The 20,446-nt window shown below is 45.9% G+C and carries 31 protein-coding genes; 16 read left to right on the top strand and 15 right to left on the bottom strand.

Annotated elements, in window-relative coordinates; all coding sequences use genetic code 11:
- Nucleotides 1-7 precede the first annotated feature (7 nt).
- Nucleotides 8-445, bottom strand: coding sequence for an Rrf2 family transcriptional regulator (locus B2U10_RS09465; protein WP_290787070.1), 438 nt, complete (start codon nucleotides 443-445; stop codon nucleotides 8-10).
- A gap of 164 nt (nucleotides 446-609) precedes the next feature.
- Here B2U10_RS09465 and B2U10_RS09460 point away from each other — a divergent pair, with 164 nt between their 5' ends.
- The gene (locus B2U10_RS09460) at nucleotides 610-1,245 is read left to right on the top strand and encodes an NAD(P)-dependent oxidoreductase (RefSeq protein WP_290787066.1); all 636 of its coding nucleotides are present in this window, start codon (nucleotides 610-612) and stop codon (nucleotides 1,243-1,245) included.
- Nucleotides 1,246-1,373: 128 nt separating this feature from the next.
- Nucleotides 1,374-1,556 (top strand): hypothetical protein, encoded by a 183-nt coding sequence (locus B2U10_RS09455; RefSeq protein WP_035408191.1) that lies wholly within the window; start codon nucleotides 1,374-1,376, stop codon nucleotides 1,554-1,556.
- A 57-nt stretch (nucleotides 1,557-1,613) separates the two neighbouring features.
- On the opposite strand, the gene B2U10_RS09450 is transcribed toward B2U10_RS09455, so the two are convergent.
- The 4 genes from B2U10_RS09450 to B2U10_RS09435 all read right to left on the bottom strand — a co-directional run bounded on the left by B2U10_RS09450 (nucleotide 1,614) and on the right by B2U10_RS09435 (nucleotide 3,719).
- Nucleotides 1,614-1,895 carry a hypothetical protein gene (locus B2U10_RS09450; RefSeq protein WP_056061134.1) on the bottom strand — a complete coding sequence of 94 codons (282 nt, stop codon included), beginning with the start codon at nucleotides 1,893-1,895 and terminating at the stop codon, nucleotides 1,614-1,616.
- A 91-nt stretch (nucleotides 1,896-1,986) separates the two neighbouring features.
- Nucleotides 1,987-2,382 (bottom strand): hypothetical protein, encoded by a 396-nt coding sequence (locus tag B2U10_RS09445; RefSeq protein ID WP_290787063.1) that lies wholly within the window; start codon nucleotides 2,380-2,382, stop codon nucleotides 1,987-1,989.
- Nucleotides 2,348-3,151: a hypothetical protein gene (locus tag B2U10_RS09440; RefSeq protein WP_290787058.1), complete on the bottom strand. Its 804-nt coding sequence runs from the start codon at nucleotides 3,149-3,151 to the stop codon at nucleotides 2,348-2,350. The genes B2U10_RS09445 and B2U10_RS09440 overlap by 35 nt, the downstream gene beginning before the upstream one ends.
- Nucleotides 3,152-3,176: 25 nt before the next feature.
- A complete protein-coding gene (locus B2U10_RS09435; RefSeq protein ID WP_290787055.1) occupies nucleotides 3,177-3,719 on the bottom strand; it encodes a GNAT family N-acetyltransferase in 543 nt (180 codons plus the stop codon).
- 214 nt (nucleotides 3,720-3,933) lie between these two features.
- Here B2U10_RS09435 and B2U10_RS09430 point away from each other — a divergent pair, with 214 nt between their 5' ends.
- The 3 genes from B2U10_RS09430 to B2U10_RS09420 are packed head-to-tail and all read left to right on the top strand — an operon-like array spanning nucleotide 3,934 to nucleotide 6,448.
- Nucleotides 3,934-4,563 (top strand): DedA family protein, encoded by a 630-nt coding sequence (locus B2U10_RS09430; RefSeq protein ID WP_035408181.1) that lies wholly within the window; start codon nucleotides 3,934-3,936, stop codon nucleotides 4,561-4,563.
- 54 nt (nucleotides 4,564-4,617) lie between these two features.
- A complete protein-coding gene (locus B2U10_RS09425) occupies nucleotides 4,618-5,745 on the top strand; it encodes an MGDG synthase family glycosyltransferase (RefSeq protein WP_290787052.1) in 1,128 nt (375 codons plus the stop codon).
- A gap of 16 nt (nucleotides 5,746-5,761) precedes the next feature.
- The gene (locus B2U10_RS09420; RefSeq protein WP_290750106.1) at nucleotides 5,762-6,448 is read left to right on the top strand and encodes a polysaccharide deacetylase family protein; all 687 of its coding nucleotides are present in this window, start codon (nucleotides 5,762-5,764) and stop codon (nucleotides 6,446-6,448) included.
- A 46-nt stretch (nucleotides 6,449-6,494) separates the two neighbouring features.
- Here B2U10_RS09420 and B2U10_RS09415 read toward each other — a convergent pair whose 3' ends face one another.
- Genes B2U10_RS09415 through B2U10_RS09405 form a run of 3 tightly spaced genes read right to left on the bottom strand, consistent with a single transcriptional unit; the run spans nucleotide 6,495 to nucleotide 8,275 of the window.
- Nucleotides 6,495-6,740 (bottom strand): hypothetical protein, encoded by a 246-nt coding sequence (locus B2U10_RS09415; protein WP_035408177.1) that lies wholly within the window; start codon nucleotides 6,738-6,740, stop codon nucleotides 6,495-6,497.
- A 33-nt stretch (nucleotides 6,741-6,773) separates the two neighbouring features.
- On the bottom strand, nucleotides 6,774-7,148 hold the full coding sequence (locus tag B2U10_RS15560; RefSeq protein WP_035408175.1) for a YkvA family protein: 375 nt from the start codon (nucleotides 7,146-7,148) through the stop codon (nucleotides 6,774-6,776).
- A gap of 17 nt (nucleotides 7,149-7,165) precedes the next feature.
- A complete protein-coding gene (locus tag B2U10_RS09405; RefSeq protein WP_056061157.1) occupies nucleotides 7,166-8,275 on the bottom strand; it encodes a GGDEF domain-containing protein in 1,110 nt (369 codons plus the stop codon).
- A 154-nt stretch (nucleotides 8,276-8,429) separates the two neighbouring features.
- Between B2U10_RS09405 and B2U10_RS09400 the strand changes: the two genes are divergently transcribed.
- Nucleotides 8,430-8,963, top strand: coding sequence for a DUF402 domain-containing protein (locus tag B2U10_RS09400; protein WP_290787049.1), 534 nt, complete (start codon nucleotides 8,430-8,432; stop codon nucleotides 8,961-8,963).
- Nucleotides 8,964-9,280: 317 nt separating this feature from the next.
- Here the strand turns inward: B2U10_RS09400 and B2U10_RS09395 are convergent, their stop codons facing one another.
- Nucleotides 9,281-9,745, bottom strand: a complete 465-nt coding sequence (locus tag B2U10_RS09395) for a hypothetical protein (RefSeq protein WP_290787046.1) — start codon at nucleotides 9,743-9,745, stop codon at nucleotides 9,281-9,283.
- Nucleotides 9,746-9,958: 213 nt separating this feature from the next.
- Between B2U10_RS09395 and B2U10_RS09390 the strand changes: the two genes are divergently transcribed.
- On the top strand, nucleotides 9,959-10,444 hold the full coding sequence (locus B2U10_RS09390; protein ID WP_290774548.1) for an NUDIX hydrolase: 486 nt from the start codon (nucleotides 9,959-9,961) through the stop codon (nucleotides 10,442-10,444).
- Nucleotides 10,445-10,484: 40 nt separating this feature from the next.
- On the opposite strand, the gene B2U10_RS09385 is transcribed toward B2U10_RS09390, so the two are convergent.
- Nucleotides 10,485-10,976: a DinB family protein gene (locus tag B2U10_RS09385; protein ID WP_290787043.1), complete on the bottom strand. Its 492-nt coding sequence runs from the start codon at nucleotides 10,974-10,976 to the stop codon at nucleotides 10,485-10,487.
- A 91-nt stretch (nucleotides 10,977-11,067) separates the two neighbouring features.
- Between B2U10_RS09385 and B2U10_RS09380 the strand changes: the two genes are divergently transcribed.
- The 4 genes from B2U10_RS09380 to B2U10_RS09365 all read left to right on the top strand — a co-directional run bounded on the left by B2U10_RS09380 (nucleotide 11,068) and on the right by B2U10_RS09365 (nucleotide 13,971).
- Nucleotides 11,068-11,823 carry a helix-turn-helix domain-containing protein gene (locus B2U10_RS09380; protein WP_290787040.1) on the top strand — a complete coding sequence of 252 codons (756 nt, stop codon included), beginning with the start codon at nucleotides 11,068-11,070 and terminating at the stop codon, nucleotides 11,821-11,823.
- Nucleotides 11,823-12,458: a M15 family metallopeptidase gene (locus tag B2U10_RS09375; protein ID WP_290750126.1), complete on the top strand. Its 636-nt coding sequence runs from the start codon at nucleotides 11,823-11,825 to the stop codon at nucleotides 12,456-12,458. The genes B2U10_RS09380 and B2U10_RS09375 overlap by 1 nt, the downstream gene beginning before the upstream one ends.
- Nucleotides 12,455-12,700, top strand: a complete 246-nt coding sequence (locus tag B2U10_RS09370; protein ID WP_290750129.1) for a phage holin — start codon at nucleotides 12,455-12,457, stop codon at nucleotides 12,698-12,700. The genes B2U10_RS09375 and B2U10_RS09370 overlap by 4 nt, the downstream gene beginning before the upstream one ends.
- A gap of 134 nt (nucleotides 12,701-12,834) precedes the next feature.
- Nucleotides 12,835-13,971 (top strand): GGDEF domain-containing protein, encoded by a 1,137-nt coding sequence (locus B2U10_RS09365; protein ID WP_290774554.1) that lies wholly within the window; start codon nucleotides 12,835-12,837, stop codon nucleotides 13,969-13,971.
- A gap of 55 nt (nucleotides 13,972-14,026) precedes the next feature.
- Here the strand turns inward: B2U10_RS09365 and B2U10_RS09360 are convergent, their stop codons facing one another.
- Both B2U10_RS09360 and B2U10_RS09355 read right to left on the bottom strand, forming a co-directional pair.
- Complete coding sequence (locus B2U10_RS09360) at nucleotides 14,027-14,320, bottom strand: hypothetical protein (protein WP_035408158.1); 294 nt, start codon at nucleotides 14,318-14,320, stop codon at nucleotides 14,027-14,029.
- Nucleotides 14,321-14,524: 204 nt separating this feature from the next.
- A complete protein-coding gene (locus tag B2U10_RS09355; protein WP_290787037.1) occupies nucleotides 14,525-15,208 on the bottom strand; it encodes a hypothetical protein in 684 nt (227 codons plus the stop codon).
- 124 nt (nucleotides 15,209-15,332) lie between these two features.
- On the opposite strand from B2U10_RS09355, the gene B2U10_RS09350 reads away from it, so the two are divergent.
- Nucleotides 15,333-16,406: a threonine aldolase family protein gene (locus B2U10_RS09350; protein ID WP_290787034.1), complete on the top strand. Its 1,074-nt coding sequence runs from the start codon at nucleotides 15,333-15,335 to the stop codon at nucleotides 16,404-16,406.
- On the opposite strand, the gene B2U10_RS09345 is transcribed toward B2U10_RS09350, so the two are convergent.
- Nucleotides 16,376-16,783, bottom strand: a complete 408-nt coding sequence (locus B2U10_RS09345) for a MerR family transcriptional regulator (protein ID WP_214853527.1) — start codon at nucleotides 16,781-16,783, stop codon at nucleotides 16,376-16,378. The two genes, B2U10_RS09350 and B2U10_RS09345, sit on opposite strands and share 31 nt — an antisense overlap.
- 82 nt (nucleotides 16,784-16,865) lie before the next feature.
- Here B2U10_RS09345 and B2U10_RS09340 point away from each other — a divergent pair, with 82 nt between their 5' ends.
- From B2U10_RS09340 to B2U10_RS09330, 3 genes are all read left to right on the top strand, one after another.
- Complete coding sequence (locus B2U10_RS09340) at nucleotides 16,866-17,615, top strand: SDR family NAD(P)-dependent oxidoreductase (RefSeq protein ID WP_035408149.1); 750 nt, start codon at nucleotides 16,866-16,868, stop codon at nucleotides 17,613-17,615.
- 539 nt (nucleotides 17,616-18,154) lie between these two features.
- A complete protein-coding gene (locus B2U10_RS09335; protein WP_035408148.1) occupies nucleotides 18,155-18,496 on the top strand; it encodes a DUF3139 domain-containing protein in 342 nt (113 codons plus the stop codon).
- A gap of 250 nt (nucleotides 18,497-18,746) precedes the next feature.
- Complete coding sequence (locus tag B2U10_RS09330) at nucleotides 18,747-18,995, top strand: hypothetical protein (RefSeq protein ID WP_056061193.1); 249 nt, start codon at nucleotides 18,747-18,749, stop codon at nucleotides 18,993-18,995.
- Nucleotides 18,996-19,061: 66 nt separating this feature from the next.
- On the opposite strand, the gene B2U10_RS09325 is transcribed toward B2U10_RS09330, so the two are convergent.
- Together B2U10_RS09325 and B2U10_RS09320 are read right to left on the bottom strand one after the other, a co-directional pair.
- A complete protein-coding gene (locus tag B2U10_RS09325; protein WP_214853536.1) occupies nucleotides 19,062-19,388 on the bottom strand; it encodes a DUF3139 domain-containing protein in 327 nt (108 codons plus the stop codon).
- 71 nt (nucleotides 19,389-19,459) lie between these two features.
- Nucleotides 19,460-19,969: a hypothetical protein gene (locus tag B2U10_RS09320; protein WP_290787030.1), complete on the bottom strand. Its 510-nt coding sequence runs from the start codon at nucleotides 19,967-19,969 to the stop codon at nucleotides 19,460-19,462.
- Nucleotides 19,970-20,105: 136 nt separating this feature from the next.
- Here B2U10_RS09320 and B2U10_RS09315 point away from each other — a divergent pair, with 136 nt between their 5' ends.
- Nucleotides 20,106-20,438 carry a methyltransferase domain-containing protein gene (locus B2U10_RS09315; RefSeq protein ID WP_290787027.1) on the top strand — a complete coding sequence of 111 codons (333 nt, stop codon included), beginning with the start codon at nucleotides 20,106-20,108 and terminating at the stop codon, nucleotides 20,436-20,438.
- Nucleotides 20,439-20,446 lie beyond the last annotated feature (8 nt).

Here is a 20,446-nt window from a genome sequence, read left to right as displayed (position 1 = left end):
AGAAGCATCATCCTTTCGAGGACGATGCTTCTTTTTGTTCGATTTCATTGACGATATCATCAAGCGTGACATGAGCCAGCACTTTCTCAAGGGCGGATTGCGCAAGCTCGAAGATTGGCGTGACCGTCGATTGGATGTTTCGTCCGACCGGGCAGTCTAGATTCGGTGCTGCATGGACGCCGAACAATTCCTTGTCCGGTACGACAGCGACAGCGTGATAAACGTCAAGCAGCGTGATGCTAGACAATGGACGGGCGAGTCGCGCACCGGCGACACCCGGACGAACTTCGATCAAACTGGCTTTTTTAAGCATGCTCATGATTTTACGGATGACAACCGGATTCGTATTGACGCTGCCCGCAATCAAGTCGGATGTCATTTTCTCGTCGGTCGCAATCAACGAGAGAATGTGGATGCCGACGGAAAAACGTGTACTGATGGCCAACGGATGACCCCTCCTTCTTAAAAACAGTGTTCTCTTATTATACGTCGTATTGTTCATTTGGCAAGAAACGGGGAATAGAGACAATAATGTTGACAAACACTTCAATTGTAACTATATTTGTTACATATAATCGAAGTAGTTACATATCAAAAGGAGGAATCATCATGAACATTGGAGTTATCGGTGCAACAGGAAAAGCAGGGCAATTGATTCTACAAGAAGCAATCGAGCGCGGGCATGACGTCACAGCAATCGTCCGTAATGCGGCAAAAGTGACGGCTAACGTCACGATTCTCGAGCGCGATGTCCTCGCACTGACGAAAGACGACTTGAACGAGTTTGACGCAATCGTCAATGCGTTTAACGCAGCACCCGGTGAGGAGACGAAACATATCGAAGTCGGGCGTCACTTGATCAATCTGTTAGCAGGTAGTACGACGCGCCTATTCGTCGTCGGTGGTGCTGGTAGTCTATTCGTTGACGAGAGTCATTCGACACGCGTCATGGAAACACCTGATTTCCCGGAAGCGTATTATCCGACAGCCTCGAATATGGGGGAAAATCTGATCGAACTACAAGGACAGCAAGACGTGACGTGGACGTATCTCAGCCCCGCTGGATTCTTTGATCCGAGCGGTCAACGAACAGGAACGTATTCGGTCGGCGGTGAGCAGATGATTCTAAATGCAAAAGGGGAGAGCTACATCAGTTACGCGGATTACGCTATTGCTGTAGTGGATGAGCTTGAAAAGGGACAACACCTCAACGAACGGTTTTCCGTCGTTGGCGAACAAGGATGATGATGTCAGACCGACTCGTGGAGTCGGTCTTTTATGATGGGCGGAGTACGAGATACAGCGGAGGACGGATGGCGAATCAGCGCAGTTTGCTTAAAATGAGAAGAGAAACGACAAAAGGAGCATACATCATGATGCGACGATATTTTAGTATCATCAGTCTGTTAGCTGTCTTGATCGTCTGTACGACGTCAACGCAACCGTCTCGGTTCGAACGTTCGGAACCAGTCGCGACGATTGAGGATCATTACGCAGGACAAATCAATTGGCCGAGTGACACCGATCCGTTGCTAGAGCTTCATGCCAAACCGTGATCTACATATGACCGATCAAAACCCGTCTCCTTAAAGAAGACGGGCTTTTTGGTGACGTTAAATGACAGTCATTGCGCTCAAGAAGACGAAGAAGAACGTGATGCCGCTCGTCAAAATCAAAAAGGGGAGGACGATCAGTAATTCGAGATGCGGACGAAGACCGTAGTAAAGCAGAAAGAACAGTGTCAAACAGGCGGTCGTGATCGTCAACGCAAGAGAAGTCATCAAGAGATGAAGAGGTTCGACGAACGGAACGAGAGACGATCCTGTGATCGTATCGAAAGCTAAACCGAAGGACAAAAAAATGAGTAAATACAGAAGCGATTTTTGACGAAACATGCGGCATGTCTCCTTTTACTAAACGATACATTTAGTATAAAGCGTAGGTCTTCTTGTTTTACCTAACAAAAATGTAAGAAAGTGGCTGATTTCAAACAGCTGGATCTTTCTTGTATAACAATGTCAAACGCGTCATCAAAAAGTAAAGGAAAGCGGCGCTACTCGCGATTGCCTGAAAATAGATCGGTTGAAACAGACCTTTGAATACAAGTAACAGTACGCCACCGAGTAATAAAGCGATGCCTTGATTCAGGAGGAGGTGTGTTATCCAAGGTAGTGGACGTGAGCGAAAGCGGAAGTAACGAATCGCGTCGGTCAGGATGCCACCGACCGTGATGACGATCACAAACGACAGCAAGGTCTCAAAGACACCTGGATAATACTCATAGTCCGTATCGGGCATGAGACGTGGTGATGACGGAAGGTGTTGATAAACCATCAGAAAAATCCAGTTACTCATCAATAGTCGAAATGACAGACGGATCATGGTGTTCCTCCTTTCCAGTCTTCATGAGGATGAATAGACGGGTGATCATCACATATAAAAAGGCAGCGACTACGTTTCCGATGAAAAATAGCGCGGGAAGTGAACTGAACAAGATGAACGCACCGGCAAACACGAAGACCGTACCTTGATGAACGAAGAGATGCGTCTTCCACGGTAGCGAACGCTTCTTGAAACGGACAGCTAACAGAGCGTCAGCAATCACGGTATCGCTGAAGAATAATAGCATCACAGCATCCAACTGTTCATTGACGAGCTGCACCGCGTAAGACAAAAACGGAACCATCATCGTCATCGAGCCAAACAATTGGAGAAACAGAAAAAAGCTGAAGACGGTCCGACCGAGCCACCCGAACAGATAGGGGAGGAATGACGGATACTTTCGCGCCGACTCGGAGACGATGTAATAAATTAACGCTACACCAGAACAGAATAAGATGAGAACGAGCGAAAACGAATTTGGTTGCATGAGCAGATAGAGGACGATGCTTGCGAATAACGCGACGATTTGATTGAGGATGACCCGTTGTGCAAATGAAATATCCGAACGAAATAACAGGCGCGGAAGCCCTTCTGTTAAGAGTGCACCGATCAGAATGGCGGGACCGGCAAACAATAGACCAATCATAAAGAAGTCAGTGAAGGAAGTGCCGTATATTGCTGGGTCACCCATCTCAAACCCAGCAATGAGTGCATACAAGAAAGCGAACAATATCGCGGAAATGAAACTGTTCTTTACGATAGATAACATGAGATAAGCCCTTTCCGACTGACGTTCAAAATAGTTTATACCAATACAATGTCAGGTCAATATGTGGATTGGCGAATTGTTTTAAACTATCGACACCGCCGAGCACGAAACCTTCTCGTTCGTAAAAACGGCAAGCAATCAAGTTATCGTCCTGTGCTTCGAGTGACAGACCACTCAACTCCCGTTGCTGTGCCCATTTTGACGCAGCGACAAGCAATTGGTGTCCGACGCCTAGTTTACGAAACGCTTGTTTGACCGCGATGTTTTCGATGTAGGCGAAACGGTTCCAGTCACGAACAAGACGAATCTGTCCGACACAAGAAGTGCCGGAAAAGGCGAGGAGGACGATTCGATTCTCGTTTTCGATATACGTCGCCCAATCGAGTCGATCGTCAGGGAAACGGGTTTCAGTAGCGGTTTCATAGAGTTCTTCCGTATAAGACCATGCGGTACCAGAAAACTGCGGAACGATGCGTCCGATGATCGGGAATGAATCGTTGGCATGATTGACGAATGGAATGCTCTCGAACGATAGCGGTTGAATCGTCAGCTTTTCAGTCTCTTTCATTGTCATCCTCCTTCTTTCTATAGAGATCTACTTTACTCTATTCATCATCTCCTACAGACTGAGCATTGTCACGAGGAGAGATGCGAGAACAGGTCAATTTTCGAATGAACCAGGTTTTAATTTTTCTAAAAAAGGAATTGCTTCAACAGGAACGAATACATAGTCAGAAGACGTTGAAACAGTACAGAAAGACAGCAGTAGAGGACGTGACAACATGAACATGGATACGGTCAATCAGTATCTCGATGCCTATGGATACGGCGTTATTTTTATTTTTTTATTTTTTGGCATCGTCGGGATTCCAGCACCGGAAGAATCCTTACTCGTCCTGATCGGCATCTTAAGTGGTCAAAACGAAGAACGTTTAATCTATTCGATCTTGACTGCGTATGCTGGGACGTTCGTCGGTATGCTGACGGCATATGGAGCAGGTCGCTTCTTCGGACCGACTGTCCTACGATACGGTCGATTCCTCGGATTGACGAAGGAACGCTGGGAGCGGGTGTCAAACGGCTACATGGAACGAATCAATCGAACGATCATCGGCGGTCTTTACATTCCGGGTGTGCGGCAGATCAATCCGTATTTTGCGGGCATGAAGCGGATTTCTTTCGGTCGGTACTTCTTTGTGTCAGCAATCGGTTCCGCGCTGTGGGTCGTCCCCTTTGTCTTACTCGGTCACTTTGCAGGAAAGACATTTCATATCAAGCCGGAAGTCGTACCGTATTTCGGACTTGCCTTACTCGTATTGTTCCTGCTCGGAGTGCTCGTGAAATGGCTCAAGCGGAAGCGACTTGAGAAACGCGTCGTTTCAGGGAAAAACGAAGCGGGAAAAGAAGACTAAACGTTACTTCTTTTTTGAAGGATCGTCGGAACAGTTTGAAGGAGTGGACAAACGATGCAAAAAATAGTGATCTTTCCTTTTTTAAGGATGCGATCCGGTCATCATCTGGTTGCCGAAGCGATCGCCGAACGACTGCAAGGTCCAGGGGTTGAAGTCAAGGAAGTAGAATTGCTCAGTACGATCAGTCCATTTGCGGAATGGGTGACATCGAAGTTTTACCTGAACTGGATCCGACACTTCTCAAACGGCTATAGCCGTTTTTATCATCAGCATATTGCCGGGCGTTCGAGCAATGCCCGGTCGACAGGGTGGACGTCGCATTATTTCCAACAACAGATGTTACGGATCATCCGGACGGAACAACCGGACGTCATCATCTGTACACATGCGTTTCCCTCCTATCTCTTGAATCAATTAAAAGAACGAAACCTTTGTGACGTACCGGTCATCAATGCCTATACCGATTTATTCGTCAGCCGCGTCTGGGGAAAGACGCATATCGAGTATCATCTGTTGCCGAATCGTGAGGCAAGGCAAGAATTGCACGAGCATCATGCTGTACCCATTGAGCGCTTGTTCGTGACGGGTATCCCCGTCCATCCAGCAATCGCTGGCGGTTCCATTTTTCGCTCGACGCAGTCACGCAAACAAATTCTTGTCGCAGGCGGAAACGGTGGACTAGGTCAACTCGAGACCTTACTGACGCAGATCGAACAATGTCCAGAAGCAGATTTCCATGTCTTATGTGGGAAGAACCAAACATTGTATAAACGACTAGCTTCGCGACGTCATCCACATATCCATCCGCTCACCTATATCGATTCACGGGATGAGATGAATCAGCTGTATGAACGAATGGATGCGATCGTCACGAAACCGGGTGGCGTGACGGTCAGTGAAGCATTCGAAAAACGTGTACCGCTGTTCATTCAGCACGTCCTACCGGGACAAGAAGAGATCAATCGTACGTATTTGATGGAGAAAGGGCTCGCGTTTTCCTTTGATCAAACGGATACACTCACGGACGTCATCCGTCGGACGCTTGAGAACCCAGACGTCATGCATGCTTGGCAACAAGCAGTCACGCAGTATCAAAATGATCGCGTCACAGCCAATCAGCGGTTCTTCGCGGAACGGATTGCGGGTTGCCTGCAAGACCGTCGCCGAAAAGTAAATGAATAAAAGGGAGTTAGTTTCTATGCGTTCACGTCTTATCACAGCAGGAATTCTCGCGACACTCGCCTATACGGTCGTCCCGTACGTGGCGTCACGCGTCTTTGGATGGCGCGTGACAAAATCACTGAACTCACGATACGTCGCTTTGACGTTCGATGATGGTCCAGATCCCGTCTATACGGCAGAACTGCTCGATCTCTTAAAACAAGAAGGCATTCAGGCGACGTTTTTTGTCGTTGGTCATAAAGCAGAAGCACATCCGGACCTCATTCGCCGGATACACGACGAAGGGCATCAACTCGGTATCCACAATTACGTCCATCGACCGAACTGGTCGATGCGACCGTCGACGGTCCGGGCAGGAATCGAGCGGACGGCTATGATCATTGAACGGATCACCGGTGAACGTCCGACGGTCTATCGTCCACCGTGGGGTGCACTCAATGCCGGAGATGTCCTCTGTCCAACCGCTTACAAGATGATTCTCTGGTCGAAGATGGCGGAAGACTGGAAGGTAGAAGGCGGGACAGTAAAAATCAAGAGGCTACTATCGAATGTGTCAGAAGGAGATATCATCTTACTCCACGATAACGGGGATACGTTCGGCGCGGACCCACAAGCACCTGTGCAGACGATTGAAGCGCTTCGTGAACTCTTGCCGAACTGGAAAGCACGCGGCTTACAGTTTCGTCGCATTGATCAAACGTAAAAAAAGAGGAGCTATCCGGTGCCGGATAGCTCCTCTTTTGCATGGATTATGCTTCGCGTGACAAGTCCTCATCTTCTTGACTATGATGGAGAATCAAGCGCCGCACGACGAACGAGCGTAAGAATAGGATGAAGGTGATGACCGGAAGTAGTAACCACCAAGATTGCGTCAAAAATAAGTCGTCGAACGTCGTGATCATGACGAAATGACGACCAATGTAAAGCCACATGAAAAAGGAACTGACGAATAGAATTGCTTCCGCCGTTGTCATGAACTCAAACTCATTTTTCATTGAACTACTCCTTGTGGATGGATTTGATTTTTTTTACACTATCCACCATATCACAAGACCGATACCAATGCCCCAACAACCTAATACGAACGCTAGACCATAACGTCGGAGCAATGGAAAGGAACGAGTTCCTTGTTGTTCAAGTCGCCGTTGTGCTTGTGTCAAGATCTCTTTAGGAATCGAACGGATGATGAAGTAGATACCGAGTGGAACGAGTAAGAGATCGTCGAGAAGACCGATGACAGGCAGAAAATCTGGTATCAAGTCGATCGGACTGACAGTATAGGCGATTAAGGCGATGATTCCCCATTTGATATGACGAGGTAAACGAGGATGTTCGATTGCATAAGAGAGGACTGATAATTGTTGCTTCATCCGTCTAGCGATGCGTTTCATTCGCTCTAACATAGGCGAGTACTCCTTTCTTATGAGCGAACCGGTTCCCGTTCGTTTGTCGTGACGGCTGCCTCGTCATCCGCTTCATACAGAATGACACGATTTCGTCCTTGTTCCTTTGAGGCATATAATGCGTCGTCCGCAAGAATATTCATTCGTTGAATGGCGATATGTTTCCCGTGAGCGATCCCGACGGATGCCGTGATGGCAATCGACGGGGATCCGTCGAGCTGAAAGTGTGTGTTCGCGATCCGTTCTCGAATCCGGTTAGCGACTTTCGTGACTTTTGGAGGCGTGAGATCATAGATGAGGACCATGAATTCTTCGCCGCCAATTCGAGCAGTGATATCATGCGGACGTGTCTCTTCCTGCAAGATCCGTGCAAACTGTTGCAAGACGAGATCACCGTTCGCATGACCGTACGTATCGTTGACATGCTTGAAATGATCGATATCGAGCGCGAGCACATTGTAGACGCGTCCTTCTGCTTCAAGCAATGTCGTCCGTTCGTCCCAGACACGCCGATTGTACAGTCCTGTCAAGTGATCGAGTTCTGCTGATTGTTTATAACGCTGGACCTGTTCGTTGAGCAACTGAAAGTCGATCGTCAAGAGACTCGATAACAGTCCAACCGCAAGTCCGATCGTCCACGTTGAAGCAAGTAAACGAAGAGCGGCGTCACTGAAGCCGAGATTGATCGAGACAGCGATCGAGATCATGAACAAGGACCAGACGTTCATGATCAGGTTTTGCAAGAGCGGTCGATGGAGTAACCGCTTATGAATGAAGTACATCCCGGTGCTGATGCCGAGGACTGCGAGAAAGGCGACGATTGATTGCGGGGTCCAGCCGAAGTAAAATCGAGAACAACCGATGATCAGCGTCGCGATGATGAGAGGCGAGCGAACGCCATAAAAAGCGAGCAGGACGAGCGGTAAATGACGTAAGTCCATCCGTAACGATTCATTGACTGCAATTCCTTTAAACATCAATAGCACACCGAGTAGTCCGGTCGCAAGACCAACGATGAGGGACTTCATTCTGCTCGATGCGAGGCGTTGACTATAGATGATTTTAGCGATCAAATAAAAGCCGGTGAAGGCGATACAGGCATTCAATAACAACTCGGCAATGAACATGAGTTCCACATCCTTGAGTATGATACTTTCACGATAGCAGTTTAATAAAGGATGTCAACGAGAGAGACTCAAAATTTTAAAGATTCAGGAAAAGTCTTGCTCGATTGAAAGTATTTGGTAAAATAAGAGAGCTTCAGGAAAAGGGAGGTATGAAGTGAAATTAAAACGTCTTATGATTGAGGCACGGAAACTTGACGGACGTCCGCACTATTCGTGGGATGGATATGTCCTAAAGCAGACAAAAGACTATCTACTCGTCGCGAATATTCCAGGGCGGACGCTTCATCATCATCGTCGCGCAACCGTTTATACATACGACAACTATAGTCTCGAATTCTATCCGTTTGAAGCTGATTTCACGGTTGGTCTCGATATAGAACGGACGGGAGAGATGAGCTATTACTGCAATATCTGTCTTCCGTCAGTCCTTCAAGATGAAACATTATCGTTCATCGATCTGGATCTTGATCTCGTCTATCGAAACGGAGTGTGGCAAGTCGTCGACGAGGACGAATTTATGGAGAACCAACGGCTCTATCACTATCCGGTCGAATTGATTGAACGAACCCGTGTGTCATTGCTGAACCTTCAAGAACGGATCGCGCAGCAACAGTTTCCGTTTGACGGCTATTTAGATGCTTTCATCCCGACCGTCATGAACATGAATGATGGAAAGGATACCCAATAAAAAAACCACGATATCACGCATTTAGTCTGTTCGCTTTTTGTCGCAAGACGTTTGAGTCGGTCTATACGTTGACTCTCTTGATTCTATCATTAAAGCTAGGGGTCCTCCTGTATGTCTCGTCTTAGTAGAGTAATCCGATGTAGTTCAATGAAACATCCTGTAGTGAGAGTAACGTCGTCTACTTAATAATATGGAAGTCGCTGAACCTTCGTTTGTGATCCAAGCGTACTTTAAACAACGAACAAACGGCTTGAGTCCGGTAAAGTACCAAATTCAAGCCGTTTTAAGGGACATTCGTTCATCTGTTAACGATTCATTCATGAAGTAACAATATGTTTCTTCATCATGTATTGCATGCAATTAAAAAAGGCACTGATGGCTAGTGGGATGATGACGATACTTATTCCTACAAGCACTAATCCAGGAGCATCATCTATCTGACCTATATAAAAGAATACGGGAAGAATAGAAATCGCTAAAACAGCAATCACGAGGAATGCCTTTTTAATGCTATTCGACGATGAAGAAATACGAATAGCCGCGTCCTGACTTTTTGTAAAAGCGCTCAAAATGCGGAAACCGTGAAAAATAGAAGCCAATAGCGGTATAAGAGCAATATAAGCAACGATCAATACGACATATCCTGGTTTTTCAAAAATGATTGAACTCTTGATTCCGTTCAGCAATGTAGGGATTGCGTAGCCCGCTAAACCCAGTAGACCAAGAGATAGTACAAATAGGCATGACTTTAGTAAAAAAACACTTAACTTTGGGGGATTCATGGTAGCAATCCTTCTTTCCATATGACTTTTCATTTAGTGATCCATGTAAAGTGTATGATGAGATACGAAATATTACGTTAGACTTTAGACTGATTTTGTAACGATTAATATAAAGCTAACCGCATTACCGCGTTCTTTAGATATCAATATGTTTAAGTGTCATTGTGATAAAAAATAAAAAATGTAAAAGAGAAGTAAAGGGAGGTATGATGAATGAAAACGATTCGTTGTCACCGTGCATTTGGAGTCTATGGCTTATTAATGAAAGAGGATGCCTTACTCGTCATCGATAAAAATGGTGGACCGTATATCAATCGCTATGATTTACCAGGAGGAAGCCTAGAAGAAGGGGAGACGCTCGCTACGGCGATGCGCCGTGAGTTTACGGAAGAGACAGGGCTTGAGGTAGCACTCGAACGACAGATCGGCGTCGCTGACTTCAAGCTCCCGTGGGACTGGCGGGAGTTCGATGAAGTCCATCATATCGCCGTCTTTTATCTCGTTCGACAGACCGGTGGAACGCTTGGCATTCCCGAGCAATTCGTCGGACAAGACTCACTCGGTGCGCGTTGGGTCAAGGGGAGTGAAGTTTCAATCGACAATGCGTCACCGCTCGTACTTGAAGCATTCCGCTGGATTGAGGAACAACAACTCGATCTTGAGGCACGACACTTTTCGAATTGGGATGTCTTAAAATGAATCGAAGCGCTCTTCGCATGCGGAGAGCGCTTTTTCATGTTCAATTGGCTAGCGCAGCGTCGAGTCGTCGTTTTTGATGCCGGTGATGCGCGAGATGGTACGAGACGAGGGCATACCACTCGGCAGCGTTCAACCAGCCCATCCCACCGTGTTGCGTCTTTTGATCAACGGGTGTCGCCTGAGCAATCGTTGCGAGCGTTACGTGACGATCAATCAGTTGCAACCAACGTGTCCTTATTTGTTCAACCTGATCCGTCTCATCCGGTGGGGCGTTCATCGCATCCGGTAACCGGATCGGTGTCGCCGGAAATGCACCGACAGCAAATAACTGTTCGCCGAACGGTGACTTCCCGGACGTGGTCACGGATGCGAACCGACACGACTCGACTTCATCCAAATACTCATGACTGACGACGATCAAATGATCATACATTTGACTAATCGACCACGTGTCATGGTCGAGATGATGAATCAACGCCTCCGGCTGATAGCGATCAAGTTCTTGTAGATAATAGGTGAATAGTTCGTTCATCCTGTCACTCCTCTCAAAAAATATCTTCTTCACTCTTTTCGAACAATCCACGACTTCTTCCTGTCATATTTCCTAGAAAGGAGGAATCACCATGCAAGCTCCATATCTTCCGGTTCCCCATACGCTCTTACGGAGCGGGACGGCATTCGCGTCCGTCCATGAAAAAATGATCTACCTGATCCTTGAAAGCTTCAGTGGTCAAGATGGTCAAGCATTTCCGTCCTATCAGACGATTGCCGATGCTGTTCCGTGCAGTAAATCGACAGTCAAGTCGTGTATCCAGTCCTTGATCGCAAGTGGTCGGATCGAGAAAGTCGAACGGTTCACGAAACACGGAGGACAGACCTCGAATGCTTATCGTGTCCTGCCCCATGTCGATACGCCATCCCCGGCGAGTCACGAGACGACTGCCCCCGAGACTTCTGCTGACTCCGAAGAAGAAGTCTTGAAGAAGACGTCTTTAAAAAAGGAACTGGTGCAGCAGTATGAGTCGAATCTCGGAAAGGCGACACCACGAATCGAACAAGAGTTGCTGTTGCTTGCGAACGAACATCCAATCGAGCGAATCCAGTACGCAATTGAAGAAGCGGGGCGGGCGAACAGTCGTCATTTCGGTTATATCGAACAGATCGTTAAGCGTCTTGCAACCGGATCCGCGTCAGAACGTCCGAAACAAGTAACCAAACGTTCGAGAAGGAATAATTCATTATTTCAATTACCGAATTGGGTAGAACGTGAAAAAGAAGCACAACGCGCATACGAGGCAAAACAACAGGAACGACAAGTCATTCCTGACGATGACGAGATTGCTGCTTTATTACATACATTGACTAGGGAGGGAGCCTGATGCAACTAGAAGAATTACTGCGACGCGCGAATCAAAAACTAACCGTTCCCGGCATGCATCCGTCGGTCGTCCGGATTGCCCGTGACGTGATTCAAGAGCTTTATCCGCATGGAATCAAACTCGGTATAGCCCAAAGTTTTCGGAGCATTGCGGAACAGAACGCGTTATACGCAAAAGGACGGACGACCCAAGGACCGATCGTGACGCAAGCCCGTGGTGGACAATCAAACCATAATTTTGGTGTTGCAATTGACGTCTTCCTTTACGAAGATGGTGCATTATTTCTTTCTCCACCGGACGCGCGACTTCGTCGAATCGTTGCGGCAATGAAACGGCGCGGAATGGACTGGGGAGGCGATTGGTCCCGTTTTCCCGATTATCCACATTTTGAATTGTACGATCATGTCAGTCTTGCGCGGCATCACGTGCCAAAACCAGGACACTATCTACGCGAACGAATTCAAGCACCGGAACTCGTCCGAGCGATTGAGAAGCGATTGGGTCTGATGGTGACAGGAATCTTTGATATACGTTTGACGCGAGCCATCCAAGCGTTCCAGCAGACATCTCGACTTGTGGTTGACGGGATTGTTGGACCGCAAACATGGCGTCGTCTCTTTCCGGTGTCACCATGATTCGTTTTCAAGCATGGCTCCGCCTCATGATACCGCTCTATGTCTTTCTAGAGTTATTCTTACCGACGCTCGGATTTACCGCTTTACCGGTGTCATCGAATGACGTCGAACGATTCGTGACCGGTCTGGTTGGGGTAATCGGTTTGTTCGTCGCTTGGTGGAAGAATAACGACGTGACCGAGCGGGCATTAAGACGACGTCAGTCGCAAGAACAGCTGGAAAACACATCCTTAACCGATTGAACGGTCGGGAAGCGTTTGGATTGTGTCAGCAACGGGCATTATTTCATACAAATGACTAATTGTTTGACTTCAAGATACTGATAGAAGAAATTGACTTTAGTCAAGTAGATAGAGAAAGAAAGGTCGGTCTTCTTGTGAAATGGTCAACGTTGCAACGGTATTTGTTTTTGGCACTCTGTGCGCTTTTATTTACAAGTGTTTGGAGCTATCAAGCTTTCCTAAAAATCGAACGAGAAAACGCCCGTATCTTAAAAGAAGCTATTCCGATCTCGACGGAAGCAGCAGAACTGTTTCCAGCGTTGTTGAATCTAGAACTCAGTGTCCGGAGTTACATCCTTTCACCGAACAAAACGGATCTAGCACAGTATGAACGGACGATTAATCAGCTGGATCAAACGATCACGCGGCTGAACCGGCTAGATGCGAACCATCCCATCATGCGAAAACTCGTTCGGACGGAGGCAATTCCCCGTATCGAGACGGCGACGCAGTTTTACGACACGCAATTTGAACTCGTCAAGGACGGTGACAGAGCTTCAGCAGAGGCAAGACGATATCAAGGAATGCAGTTCATCGAAACGTTCCGACCGATTGATGCCCGTTTGCGAACAGACGTCAACCGAATCATTGCGGAAGCAACACAACGCTCCGAGCAAGCATCGAGTGCTGCGAAATGGGTTATCGTTGTCGTCGCGAGCATCGCTGTTCTTGTTTTGATTGCCTTCATCCAGACGTTTCGAATGGAACGTAGCAAACAAGTCTTGATTCATCGTTCCTTGCATGATGCATTGACTGGCATCCCGAATCGGCGAGCGTTCGATGAACGATTGGAGAAGCTTCTCGAAGAAGCCAAACAAGAGCAGACACCGCTCTCCTTAATACTGATTGATGTCGATGCCTTCAAGTCCTACAATGACACGTATGGTCACTTAAAAGGGGATGAATGTTTGAAGGAAGTGGCTCGCGTCTTAAAACGGCAGGCTCGGCATGGACAAGTCGCACGATACGGAGGAGAGGAGTTCACGGTTTTACTGACGCGTGGCATAGAAGAAACCCGTCATATCGCAGAACGGATTCGACAGGACATTCTTGATTTGAACATCACACACGAGCAGTACGAACCCCTTTGCCGGGTCAGCGTCAGTCTTGGCTTGACGTCACTTGTACCCGAAGAACAGACGACAGAGAAGGAAATCATCGACCAAGCCGATCAAGCACTGTATCGAGCGAAAGAGAACGGACGGAATCAGATTGGGGACTTGGCAGGGTGAATACGATAAAATCCCCCGCGTGAGTGTTTGCTTCTCACACGGGGGATTTTTCATTTCATTGTAAGATGACGCAATACGATCGATCGGAAATGAGAGGCGCCGATATGACATAAACCGTCCTGACAGGTTCACCACCGACACGCGCATTAAGTTGTGTGAGCTGGGAACGAATCTTACGGCTTAAGCCATATCGTAATTCAGTACTGAGCTCATCAACATCTTCCTGTACGTGCAAGAGAAGTTGGAACGGTTCAAGCGAAAAGATTGAAAAATCACAGGAAATCCGCGGATCCTCGAATTTTTCATTCAATTCCTTCTTAATGTAATAGGCTTCTTGTGCACTAATCAACTTTTCTCACCTCACTCTCCTGATAAATCAGCTCTTTCTCTACTATAGTCTATATTACCCATTTTTCTGGCAACTAATCGTCTGATTTTGAAAAAAAGTCAATCCGAATTTTGAAATCATCCAAAATCTATTTTCAAGAAATCCTCTTAAACTCCGCCAAAAAAACGCCAAGCTTCAATGAGCAAGGCGGAAGGAGAGAAAAATTCAAGATATCGAAGACTGGACATGGCATTTTTTTAAATATTGTTCCATAGCTTGGACGAAGAAGGTCAGTTGATGAGTGGAGATGACGGGTACCTTTCCGTACCGCACTTCAAAATAAAGCGGATCAACAGGTGACGGAAAAGCGATTCGCTCGAACCATTCCGTCACGGTCTCATGTGTCCTGCGCTGTAACGAAAGCGGAAGTTGCTCATTAAAACGAACGAGTTGTTTTCGAATCGAGTCAGCAGGTAGGTCTTTTGTTTCATAAACGAAAATTGGGAAGCGTGGTGGAAGTACATGACCCGATGCATCAAGTCGCGGACGACGCAACCACTGGAGATAGTGCCATAAAAACCAGCTACAAAACAGGAGAACGAGACATAAGATGAGAAGATAAGGAGGTGTCTTCACCGAAGAGTCAAAACCGGTCCGGAACCAAGGAGTAGGTGGATCGGCTTCACTAATCGTGACAGTACTTCCGTCTCCGCCGTATGAGGTTCCTTTTTCGACTGCACTAAACATCGATGCTTTCGGACCACAGCGATCAATGCAGTATGTATTTGTTGCTGGATCGATTCGTCCAAGCAGTGATGTATAGAATGACGGGACGAATTGTTGGATGGCAAGCAGTAGAAGACAGACGATTGGAATAAGAAGCAACAGGCGAGTGCGGAGCGTTTGCACGATAGGGACACCTCCTTTGACGAGTACGTTTAACAGACGTTCGCTACACAGTATAGCAAAAGTGGAGATGGAATATTTTGATTTTTTCAAAAAATAGTCATTGATTTAGAAAGGAATGAATAGTATGGATTTACGATCGAGTTACCAAAAAACGACAAAACGATTGGATGGACACGGAAGTCGAACCATCGGAGTATTACAAGAAGCGTTGCAAAGCGTTTCTGCCGATCAACCAAGCGATATGTATGGAAACGGCGAATTGATTAAAACGTTCGAACGTAAGATAGCAGACTTACTCGGGCACGACGATGCGATCTTTTTTCCGAGCGGTACGATGGCGCAACAAATTGCGTTACGGATCTGGTCTGATGAACGGAATAATCGTAAGGTTGCCTACCATCCCCTTTGTCACCTCGAGATTCATGAGCAGGATGGGTTGAAGGAATTACACGGGATTAAACCAGTACTAGTCGGAGAAGTCGATCACTTAATGACGATAGACGACGTCAAAGCCTTGCCGGACGTCAGCTGCCTGTTACTCGAACTGCCACAACGCGAACTCGGCGGACTGCTTCCGTCGCGTGAGGAACTTGAAATCATTTGCGCATATGCACAGGAACAAGGAATTCGTCTGCACTTGGATGGGGCACGCCTACTTGAAATCTTACCGTACTATGAGGCATCGGCAAAAGAAATCGCAGAGTTATTTGACAGTGTCTATATCTCTTTTTATAAAGGTCTTGGCGGCGTCGCAGGAGCAATCTTAGCCGGACCGGAAGCATTTTGTCGTGAGGCTCGCATCTGGAAACGTCGCTATGGCGGTGATTTGATTAGTCTCTATCCGTATATTCTATCCGCGGATCATTATTATGAACAACGAAAAGACCGGATGGCGGAGTACTATGTAGCCGCAAAAGCACTAGCGAGCAGCTTGAATGCGATACCAGGCATCTCGACTCGTCCCCTTGAGCCGGTCTCAAACATGTTTCATCTTTACTTTGAGGCAGATAAAGCAGTCGTCGAGGAAAAATTGATTGAAATCCAGTTGCACGGAAAAGTTGGTATCGCCGGCTATCTTGTCGAGAAAGAAAAAGGCTGCGCAACGGAAATCAATATCGGCGATAGTTTTCTTGCATTGACGACTGACGAACGCGAAAGCGCCTTTCGTCAATTGACGGAGGCGTTCTCAGAGGATTGAATGACATCAGGAGCGGGAATCGTAGGATGGAGGCGACGATAGGTGTCGACTTTTTCAGCAATCATTCGCTCCGTTTCTTGTAATGCTGCCAGTTGAGCTAAGACGTTTGCATGGTGTGCTTCAAGCAACGCAAGGCGTTCGCGGGTCGTATCCTGCTCGCCGTGAGCAAGAAACAGTGACACATACGTACGGATTTGCTCGATCGGCATATGCGTTTCACGTAAGCGGAGGACAAATCGAAGCCACGTCACGTCTTGGTCGTCATAACGTCGTTGGCCATTCTGGCGCTTCGGAAAGAGTAATCCTTCTTTCTCATAATAGCGAATCGTATGGGCACTCGTCATCGTCAGTCGACTGATTTCAGAAATCGTATACATGAATCTCACCTTTCTGCTTGACTTAGAGTTCACTCTAAGGATTAGACTCTGACTATACCAAATCGAAAAGGGGATATGCTAGATGAAGTACACGGTCATTACAGGAGCAAGTTCAGGAATTGGGTATGAGACGGCAAAACTACTCGCAGGAAAAGGAAAGTCACTCGTCCTCGTCGCGCGCCGGACGTCAGAGCTCGAAAAACTTCGAGATGAAGTCAAACAGATTTCACCAGACAGTGATGTCATCCTCAAGTCGATCGACCTTTCTGATAACCAAAACGTTCATGATCTTTATGAAGGCTTAAAAGAACTTGAAATTGAAACATGGATCAATAATGCTGGATTTGGTGATTTTGATCTCGTCCAGGACATCGATCTCGGAAAAATCGAGAAGATGCTCCGCTTGAACATCGAGGCGCTGACGATTTTGTCGAGCCTGTTCGTCCGCGACCATCATGATGTCGAAGGAACGACGCTCGTCAATATCTCGTCAGCTGGCGGCTACCGGATCGTACCGAATGCCGTCACGTACTGCGCGACGAAGTTCTATGTCAGTGCCTATACGGAAGGACTCGCGCAAGAACTGCAAAAAGGCGGCGCAAAACTCCGGGCGAAAGTGCTCGCACCAGCTGCGACTGAGACAGAGTTCGCCGATCGTTCGCGTGGCGAAGTAGGGTTCGACTACAGCAAGAACGTTAAGAAATATCATACGGCGGCTGAAATGGCAGGCTTCCTGCATCAGTTAATCGAAAGTGACGCAATCGTCGGCATCGTTGACGGCGAAACGTATGAATTTGAATTGCGTGGCCCATTGTTCAATTACGCGGGATAAAAACTAAGTAAGATCCCTTTTTCAAATGAGAAAGGGACCTTCTTTATGTAAGCATTATATATACGAATTTCATAAATGAATCAAAAAAGACATCAATTACTTATTTTTTAAAGAGTTTCTTTGCTAACTTCCATACGACATAGACGACTGCGCCGATAATCAAAAGATTCATCAGAGCGCCGAAAATCATGAATTGTTCCACGATGTGACCACCTTTACATACGTTTTTTAGAGGCGAAAGCATTCTATTTACGTTTTCGTTTTGAGAACCTCAAGCTGATAAAGAATAACGCCATTAGAACTATTGCAATATTCACGGCTAATGTTAATCGCTCATTATCAATCACTTGACCATTTAAGAAGTTCAAAGTAAGAACAATCAACATAAATAACAATAAAAAGTATTTTATGGATTTTTTTATCATAAATGACTTCCTTTTTTTGTGTTCTTCTATTAGTTTATACATATCGACATTTTAAAAACAAGGAGAATGTCTAATACGAAGAATGACACAGAAACGATACTCAGGAGTGATGAAATGAAGCGAACCTTTATATCGATTACGTTATTGATGATTCTAGGAGTCGGCATCATCGGTGCCTCAGCCTATAAGTCGTTGTACTATGATGAAAAACAAGAGGTCACTCAGTCAATCAATCACTATCTGACGCGACAGAATTATATGACACACGTGAAGAACAAAGAAATTCGCTATGATACGAGCACAGGTGAATTCTTCGCACGCGTCGTGTTCGAAGATGAACCGAATAATGAATATGAGATTTATCAATCGGGATCGAGTCATATTGACGTTACGGGATATAAAGACGGCGTACAGATTACGAACAAACAAGAAGGACGGTATATTTCAAAGGATTGACAACACGTTAAATCCATTGAAGAAACGAGGTGATAGAATGAAAAACATGATCTTTTTAGGAAGCGTCGTTGCTCTACTAACGGTACTTTTTTCGCTTCATTACGGAGTACACCTTATCGATGATACAACGCTTAAAATATCTCTGTTGATTTCGCTAATCGTTGTATTGATTGCGCGGAAGAAATGGAAGATTACGTTTACTACAGCGGAATGATTTTGAGAGTGTATGAAGGATTGGGAGAGATAAAGGATGAATGAGAATGAATTCTTTGACTGGAAAATCAGCTTGGATGATGAACTATATGCCGTCATTGATGAGAAGGCGAGAAAAATGGTAGTCATGGGAAACTTCATCGAACTAACTGCAGTCTTGTGGTTGGATCAAAAAGGCACACTGCAATTAAAGCCGACGTGGGATTGTGTCATATCCATCGATGATGCTGCAAAACAGATTACGATCCGCTCGGCAGAATCATTGAACATGAAAGAAGAATGTTAAGTTACCAAAAACGAGTCCATTCACGAAATTCGTGGAGAGGACTCGTTTTTGATTTGAAAAGACAAGTTACTTTAATTCATGTTGACCAGGGACAGTCACTTCAACATTATGCTGGTCATATACGGTCGTCAGTACATGCCCCTCAATGATTTCATAGTAGTATGTATGATCCAGTTCATTCGTGTATGTGATTTTCATCTCATATCTTCCAGTTTTTGAATCATAGACCGTTTCTTTTTTAGAGATATCCTGATCGTATCCTGTTTCAGCCAACAAACGTTCAATCTTGATTTCCGTAATCACCTTAGATCCTAATCGATACGTTGGATAGGCGGCAATTAGCATGACGAGAACGACAAGGGTATAGACTAGTGGACGTACTTCTTTTTTCATGCAATCACTTCCCGTCAATTTGATGGTATAGATATAAAAGTCGTTTGAAAAAGGTCGCTCGTCTGCGTCATTTAACGAAATCGAATTATTTGTATCAAACGAATCATGGTAGAAAGAAGAAGATACAAAGCGGACGCGGTCATTAATACCAAACAGATATATATCAGAAATGTGTTCAGATTAAAAAATTGTGAGTTTAGATAAATGGAGAATCCGACTAAAACATCATCGATGTAATCTAAAGCTAATCCGGCATCGATCATGTGTTGTTTTTTGAGATGCTGATATGTAACGTAGCTTTCCCGCTGATGAAAATAACCGATGTAAGTATAGGTAGCGGCTAAAATGATCGTAGTCATCAAAGAGAAGGGACGAGCGTCAATCAAATAAAAAAGAACGATGATTCCTAATACGATAAGTGGAAGCAGGAAAACGATGATGTAAGCAAATAAAATTCCTGGATTGCCGTTTCCGCTGATCTGATGAGAACTTACTTCAAATCCATGTCCTGCCCAGAAGAAAAAAGCACAAATCGTTGTTAACACTAACAAGACAATCTGTAACTGTTTCAAACGGTTCATTTGCTGACTCCCTCCATAAAAAACGTCTATGTATAGTATTACATGTTTCTCTGATTTCATAGTGTGGGATTTCAGTGATAAGGGATATCGGAAATTTACTTTTCAATCATTCTCCTTTCGCAAACGGATGCAACGCATGTTACGGGACTTGATCTCTTCGAAGACAATGGTTCGTTCTGCGACGCTTCGTAATCGACAAGCCATTCAAGCAAACCGAGCGACGATTCAGCGAGCCAATATGATTCACTTGAAGTTAGTGCATGAGACGGTCGAAGGTATTTATAGTATTCGTACGATCTATTTTTGGGAATCCGTCGATCGAACGCTTCAAGAAATGTATCGAGCCTTACGACCAGGCGGACGATTCGTTTTAACATACTGTGATGGAAAAGCAAGGGAAGTGGGGGAAGAACTACATGAGCGGATCGAACGGGAATTCATCCCGCTTGCAAACAAAAGGGGATTCTAATCAGTCAT

Source organism: Exiguobacterium sp. UBA7533, assembly GCF_002479335.1.
Lineage (GTDB): Bacteria > Bacillota > Bacilli > Exiguobacteriales > Exiguobacteriaceae > Exiguobacterium_A.
The sequence above is the reverse complement of the archived record's forward strand: the minus strand, read 5'-3'. Positions and strand labels throughout refer to the sequence as shown.

Bases quoted from the DNA above. Each gene is read 5' to 3' on its own strand.
- B2U10_RS09460 (WP_290787066.1), top strand. From the start codon at position 610: ATGAACATTGGAGTTATCGGTGCAACAGGAAAAGCAGGGCAATTGATT.
- B2U10_RS09455 (WP_035408191.1), top strand. From the start codon at position 1,374: ATGATGCGACGATATTTTAGTATCATCAGTCTGTTAGCTGTCTTGATC.
- B2U10_RS09450 (WP_056061134.1), bottom strand. From the start codon at position 1,895: ATGTTTCGTCAAAAATCGCTTCTGTATTTACTCATTTTTTTGTCCTTC.
- B2U10_RS09445 (WP_290787063.1), bottom strand. From the start codon at position 2,382: ATGATCCGTCTGTCATTTCGACTATTGATGAGTAACTGGATTTTTCTG.
- B2U10_RS09440 (WP_290787058.1), bottom strand. From the start codon at position 3,151: ATGTTATCTATCGTAAAGAACAGTTTCATTTCCGCGATATTGTTCGCT.
- B2U10_RS09435 (WP_290787055.1), bottom strand. From the start codon at position 3,719: ATGAAAGAGACTGAAAAGCTGACGATTCAACCGCTATCGTTCGAGAGC.
- B2U10_RS09430 (WP_035408181.1), top strand. From the start codon at position 3,934: ATGAACATGGATACGGTCAATCAGTATCTCGATGCCTATGGATACGGC.
- B2U10_RS09425 (WP_290787052.1), top strand. From the start codon at position 4,618: ATGCAAAAAATAGTGATCTTTCCTTTTTTAAGGATGCGATCCGGTCAT.
- B2U10_RS09420 (WP_290750106.1), top strand. From the start codon at position 5,762: ATGCGTTCACGTCTTATCACAGCAGGAATTCTCGCGACACTCGCCTAT.
- B2U10_RS09415 (WP_035408177.1), bottom strand. From the start codon at position 6,740: ATGAAAAATGAGTTTGAGTTCATGACAACGGCGGAAGCAATTCTATTC.
- B2U10_RS15560 (WP_035408175.1), bottom strand. From the start codon at position 7,148: ATGTTAGAGCGAATGAAACGCATCGCTAGACGGATGAAGCAACAATTA.
- B2U10_RS09405 (WP_056061157.1), bottom strand. From the start codon at position 8,275: ATGTTCATTGCCGAGTTGTTATTGAATGCCTGTATCGCCTTCACCGGC.
- B2U10_RS09395 (WP_290787046.1), bottom strand. From the start codon at position 9,745: ATGAATCCCCCAAAGTTAAGTGTTTTTTTACTAAAGTCATGCCTATTT.
- B2U10_RS09390 (WP_290774548.1), top strand. From the start codon at position 9,959: ATGAAAACGATTCGTTGTCACCGTGCATTTGGAGTCTATGGCTTATTA.
- B2U10_RS09385 (WP_290787043.1), bottom strand. From the start codon at position 10,976: ATGAACGAACTATTCACCTATTATCTACAAGAACTTGATCGCTATCAG.
- B2U10_RS09380 (WP_290787040.1), top strand. From the start codon at position 11,068: ATGCAAGCTCCATATCTTCCGGTTCCCCATACGCTCTTACGGAGCGGG.
- B2U10_RS09375 (WP_290750126.1), top strand. From the start codon at position 11,823: ATGCAACTAGAAGAATTACTGCGACGCGCGAATCAAAAACTAACCGTT.
- B2U10_RS09370 (WP_290750129.1), top strand. From the start codon at position 12,455: ATGATTCGTTTTCAAGCATGGCTCCGCCTCATGATACCGCTCTATGTC.
- B2U10_RS09350 (WP_290787034.1), top strand. From the start codon at position 15,333: ATGGATTTACGATCGAGTTACCAAAAAACGACAAAACGATTGGATGGA.
- B2U10_RS09345 (WP_214853527.1), bottom strand. From the start codon at position 16,783: ATGTATACGATTTCTGAAATCAGTCGACTGACGATGACGAGTGCCCAT.
- B2U10_RS09340 (WP_035408149.1), top strand. From the start codon at position 16,866: ATGAAGTACACGGTCATTACAGGAGCAAGTTCAGGAATTGGGTATGAG.
- B2U10_RS09335 (WP_035408148.1), top strand. From the start codon at position 18,155: ATGAAGCGAACCTTTATATCGATTACGTTATTGATGATTCTAGGAGTC.
- B2U10_RS09330 (WP_056061193.1), top strand. From the start codon at position 18,747: ATGAATGAGAATGAATTCTTTGACTGGAAAATCAGCTTGGATGATGAA.
- B2U10_RS09325 (WP_214853536.1), bottom strand. From the start codon at position 19,388: ATGAAAAAAGAAGTACGTCCACTAGTCTATACCCTTGTCGTTCTCGTC.
- B2U10_RS09320 (WP_290787030.1), bottom strand. From the start codon at position 19,969: ATGAACCGTTTGAAACAGTTACAGATTGTCTTGTTAGTGTTAACAACG.
- B2U10_RS09315 (WP_290787027.1), top strand. From the start codon at position 20,106: ATGTTACGGGACTTGATCTCTTCGAAGACAATGGTTCGTTCTGCGACG.